The organism is Pseudoalteromonas prydzensis (assembly GCF_011050055.1).
Lineage (GTDB): Bacteria > Pseudomonadota > Gammaproteobacteria > Enterobacterales > Alteromonadaceae > Pseudoalteromonas > Pseudoalteromonas prydzensis_A.
Genome location: NZ_DRGM01000052.1, coordinates 1 through 5,250 on the forward strand (window position 1 = coordinate 1; position 5,250 = coordinate 5,250).

Sequence of the window (5,250 nt, forward strand, 5' to 3'; positions counted from 1 at the left end):
AAATTAATTAAAAGTCAGCTAGTTCGCACCTTGCAGTGGTGTTAGCTAACAGGTAACATAGCCGCCTTTTTCTTCATAGACGAGACATACATGAATTTTTCCTTAGGTCAGCGTTGGATCAGTGATACAGAGTCAGATTTAGGATTAGGCACAGTGGTTGCCCTTGAAGGCCGTCAGGTCAGCATTTTATTTCCCGCCAGTGGCGAAAACCGTGTTTATTCAATGCTAGAAGCACCGGTTACCCGCGTGGCATTTAATCCTGGCGATGTGATCAAAAGCGTTGAAGAATGGGAACTTACAGTCGAGTCAATTGAACCTATCGGTGATTTACTTTGTTATCACGGTACCCGTGTTGATAACGGTGAACAAGCACAATTAAAAGAAACCTTTTTAGATCACTTTATTAAATTTAATAAACCACAAGACCGCTTATTTGCCGGCCAAGTTGACCGCTTTGATCGCTACACCTTGCGCTATCAAACATGGCAACATCAGTTTGCACGTGAACAATCGCCGATTAAAGGTTTGATTGGTCAGCGCGCAAGCTTAATTCCGCATCAGCTTTATATTGCACAAGAAGTGGGTAAACGTTTTGCGCCACGCGTATTACTTTCTGATGAAGTAGGCCTTGGTAAAACCATTGAAGCGGGGATGATTTTACATCAACAAATTATTAGTGGCCGTGCCAGTCGCGTACTTATCGTGGTGCCTGAAAACCTACAGCACCAATGGTTAGTCGAAATGCTACGTCGCTTTAATTTACACTTTTCGATTTTTGACGAAGAGCGTTGTGATGAAGCGTTTGCTGATTCACCCAATGTATTCGACACCGAACAATTAGTACTAACTAGCCTTGAGTTTTTAACCAAGAAAAAACGCTGGTTTGAACAAGCCACCATGGCTGATTGGGACTTACTGATTGTTGATGAAGCGCATCATTTAAGTATTACCAACGGAAAACCAAGCACTGAATATCAACGCATGGCTGAACTAAGCCAAGATATCCCAGGCCTAATATTACTTACCGCAACGCCAGATCAACTTGGTCACCGCAGTCACTTTGCGCGCCTGCAATTACTCGACCCAGATCGCTTTTATGATTACGATGCCTTTGTTGCAGAAGAAAGTAATTATAAGCATGTGGCAGAGGCGGCAAATCAATTACTGCAACAGCAAGCACTGGATGACAACGCCAAAGCCACGTTGATTGAGCTGTTAAAAGAAACCGACATCAGTAAGGTGCTAGAACAAGCACAAAATGGCGATACCGCGGCCCGTAAAGAGATCTTAGCCATGTTATTAGATCGCCATGGCACAGGGCGTATTTTATTTAGAAATAGCCGTAGCGGCATTGACGGCTACCCTAGCCGTAAACTGCACGCTTACCCGATGGCAATGCCAAAGCAATATAAAACGGCAATTTCAGTGTTAGGTAATATCAGCGGCATTCAAAATGCAGAGCTTAGTGCGCAACGTGCCCTGTTCCCTGAAAAAATATTTCAAGAATTTGAAGGTGAAAGCGCCAGCTGGGGCCAATTTGATCCGCGCGTTGATTGGTTGATCGACACCCTAAAAACCCTAAAACGCGAAAAAGTGCTACTGATCTGTGCTAAAGCCGAAACCGCCATCAGCCTCGAGCAAATCCTGCGTGAGCGCGAAGCAATCAAAGCATCCGTGTTCCATGAAGGCATGACCATTATTGAGCGCGATCGCGCCGCCGCGTTCTTTGCTGATGAATACGACAACGCACAAATATTACTGTGCTCAGAGATTGGCTCAGAAGGTCGTAACTTCCAGTTTGCGCATCACTTAGTGTTATTTGATTTACCACTGAACCCAGATTTACTTGAGCAACGTATTGGTCGCCTTGACCGTATTGGCCAAACTCAAGATATCAACATTCATGTACCGTACTTTGAAAACAGCGCACAAGAGGTATTACTGCGTTGGTACAACGAAGGCTTAGATGCCTTTGAAACCACCTCAAGCACCGGCCAATTATTATACAAAGAGTTCAAAGACGAACTACTTGAGTTTATTGCCGCCCATAACTGTGATGAAGACGAGCTTGAGCCATTACTAGAGCAAGTAGCCGCTCAAAATGCAGTACTGCGTAAGCAAATGGAAAGCGGTCGTGACCGTTTACTTGAGTTACACTCATCAGGCCAAGGTGCAGCAGACTCGCTGGTTGTCGATATTGAAAAACTAGACAACCAGTTTGAACTACCAAGCTATATGATCAACGTGTTTGATACCTTTGGCGTTAGCCAAGAAGATAAAGGTGAAAATACCATTATCTTAAAACCGACTGAGCATATGCTAAACCCGTCATTCCCAAGTTTAAAAGACGACGGCATGACTGTAACGTTTGACCGTGATACAGCATTAGCACAAGAAGATGTACACTTTATTAGCTGGGATCACCCAATGGTGCAAGGCACCTTAGACATGATCTGTGATGATGATTTTGGTACAGCCTCTGTCGCACTGCTTAAAAACAAAAAGTTACCGCCGGGTACCTTCTTTGTTGAGCTAATTTACGTAGCGGCAGCCATGGCACCAAAAGCACTGCAAGTAGGGCGTTTTTTACCACCGACGCCAATTCGTATTTTATTAGATAAAGCCAGCAACAACTTAGCTGATAACGTCGGTTTTGATGGTTTTAATCAGCAGCTTTCTGCGGTAGGCCGTCAAACAGCCAGTAAACTAGCTGGGGCATTACAAAGTGCGATTCACCCAATGCTTAAAACAGCGCAAGATATGGCACAAACCAAGCTAGAAGTTATTCGAGCAACGGCTCTTGAGCAAATGCAACAATCTCTCTGTGAAGAGCAAGCACGTTTAGCGGCGTTGAAACAGATCAACCCTAATATCCGTGAAGAAGAGCTGACCTTCTACGACAAGCAACGCACAGAGCTAACAAGTTATATCGGCAAAGCACAGTTGCAGTTAGATGCCATTCGCTTAATTGTGGTATCGCATTGATTTGAGCTTTAAGTTGTAAGCGGTAAGTTTTAAGTTTTCAAAGCGCGGTGTATTAATTTACAGCGCGCTTTTTTATTGCCGTGCAGGATATGAGTTTGTAGCAAGTTTACCTCGCGACAATGAGATTACTTTCGCGGTGACAAGCCACTCGCCTACAAGTAATGTAAGCATCGCGCTCCTGTAGGTCGTCATTTATGGCGACAAACCTATTTTTCCATATAATGACAGGAGGCGCTTCGCGCTACACAGAGAAGAAAAAACGCAACGGGCTTCGAGTAACGAGCTGCGAATACACCCTAGAACCTTTTATTACCTCTCTAAAGTGCAGCGCCTCTTAACCTCTTTGTGAATAAATATAATTACGCGGGGGAAACCGAGTTACTCAGGTCTGCCTTTATTGCGCTTGCCTAATAAATACGCATCGCGAAATTTCATAAAATGCTGCTCAAGCTTAGTTGCCGCGTCAGTCTCCCCTGCCAGCGCTAACACCATAATTGCCACTTCAGCGGTGCCAAGTTGATGGGCATGCGGTGCTACGCGTAGCCGATAATCAGAGAGTTTATCTGCGGTGATTGAGAGGACTGGCAGCGCATCTAAATAAGGGCTTTTGCGGATCATTTTTTTCGCTTCACGCCATGTGCCATCTAAAAAGATAAACAAGGGACGTTTATTTGGCTGCGCTTGTACATCGGTAATAACGCGTGCGGTATCGTCAACATCAGTGGCGGGGAAAATCACCATAGGTTGATATTGCGGGTCATTTAATAAAGCCAGAAGCTTAGCGTCAGGTTCGGTTCTGTCCCAACGAAAGGCATGATTATCAGGGACTATTTCAGCAATCAACCGCCCGGTATTAGAAGGTTTAAAGCTTTCATTATGATACATCAGCATACAAACCGCAGCATCACATTGTGCCTGCTCTACACCGTCACAAATACAATAATGTTTTGCAATTAAGCATTGCTCACAACGATCCATTTTCCCGCCACGGGCATTAAACTCTCGGCGAGATTCGCTAATTTGCTGAGCGCGCAAGGCAAGTACTGAATTAGAAGAGCGGTTAGTCACGTGGTTTATCACCTAAAAAAGTACCTAAAAATTGATCGGCGCGTATTGTAGCTAAAATCTGTGGGAATAGATATCAGCTATCAGCTATCAGCTATCAGCTATCAGCTATCAGCTATCAGCTATCAGCTATCAGCTATCAGCTATCAGCTATCAGCTACAAACTTTGCCCAGTTCAACTTACGTGTCAAGAAGGCTTATCTTTAGCTGACGGCTGACGGCTGACGGCTGACGGCTGACGGCTGACGGCAATTAAAAACAAAAAACCCAAGCCGAGGCTTGGGTTTTTAAACAATTAACTAAAAGAACTTACTTCTTCTTTTTAACTGCTTTTTTGTTTGGTAAATCAGTGATCGAACCTTCAAAGATTTCAGCAGCAAGGCCGATTGATTCGTTCAATGTTGGGTGAGCGTGAATAGTAAGTGCTAAGTCTTCGCCATCTGCGCCCATTTCAACCGCTAGACCGATTTCACCCAGCATTTCGCCTGCGTTGATACCAACCATAGCGCCACCGATAATACGGCCACTTTCTTTATCAAAGATAAGTTTAGTTTGACCTTCAGTACGAGCCGAGGCAATGGCACGACCTGATGCAGCCCACGGGAATACCGCAGTTTCGATGCTTAAGCCTTGCTCTTTTGCTTCTTTCTCAGTTACACCAACCCAAGCGATTTCTGGATCAGTATACGCGATTGAAGGAATGCATTTAGGGTCAAAGAAGTGTTTTTGACCTGAGATAACTTCAGCAGCAACGTGTGCTTCGTGAACTGCTTTGTGTGCAAGCATAGGTTGGCCAACAATGTCACCGATCGCGAAGATGTGATCAACATTTGTTTTAAGCTGCTTATCAACATTGATAAAGCCACGCTCATCAACGTTAACGCCCGCTTTGTCAGCATCAAGTAGTTTACCGTTTGGTGTACGACCAACAGCAACTAGTACTTTGTCATAACGTACTGGCTCTGCCGGTGCATTTTTACCTTCAAACGTTACATATAAGCCGTCGTCTTTTGCTTCAACGCCAGTTACTTTAGTAGACAACATTACGTTGAACTTTTTGCTCACGTATTTTTGATAAATCTTGATGATGTCTTTATCAGCTGCTGGTACTAGTTGGTCAGCAAATTCAACTACGTCGATTGCAGAACCTAGTGCACGGTATACAGTGCCCATTTCAAGACCAATGATACCACCACCTAA

3 protein-coding genes are annotated in these 5,250 nt (G+C 44.3%); 1 reads left to right on the plus strand and 2 read right to left on the minus strand.

What is annotated here, in order from left to right; genetic code table 11:
- The first annotated feature begins 90 nt into the window (after positions 1–90).
- Positions 91–2,985: an RNA polymerase-associated protein RapA gene (rapA, locus tag ENH88_RS04895; RefSeq protein ID WP_304180308.1), complete on the plus strand. Its 2,895-nt coding sequence runs from the start codon at positions 91–93 to the stop codon at positions 2,983–2,985.
- Between the two features lie 378 nt (positions 2,986–3,363).
- On the opposite strand, the gene ENH88_RS04900 is transcribed toward rapA, so the two are convergent.
- The gene (locus ENH88_RS04900; protein WP_304180310.1) at positions 3,364–4,053 is read right to left on the minus strand and encodes a tRNA-uridine aminocarboxypropyltransferase; all 690 of its coding nucleotides are present in this window, start codon (positions 4,051–4,053) and stop codon (positions 3,364–3,366) included.
- 306 nt (positions 4,054–4,359) lie between these two features.
- The coding region (locus tag ENH88_RS04905) for a dihydrolipoyl dehydrogenase family protein (protein WP_304180312.1) at positions 4,360–5,250 on the minus strand (891 nt) is incomplete at its 5' end.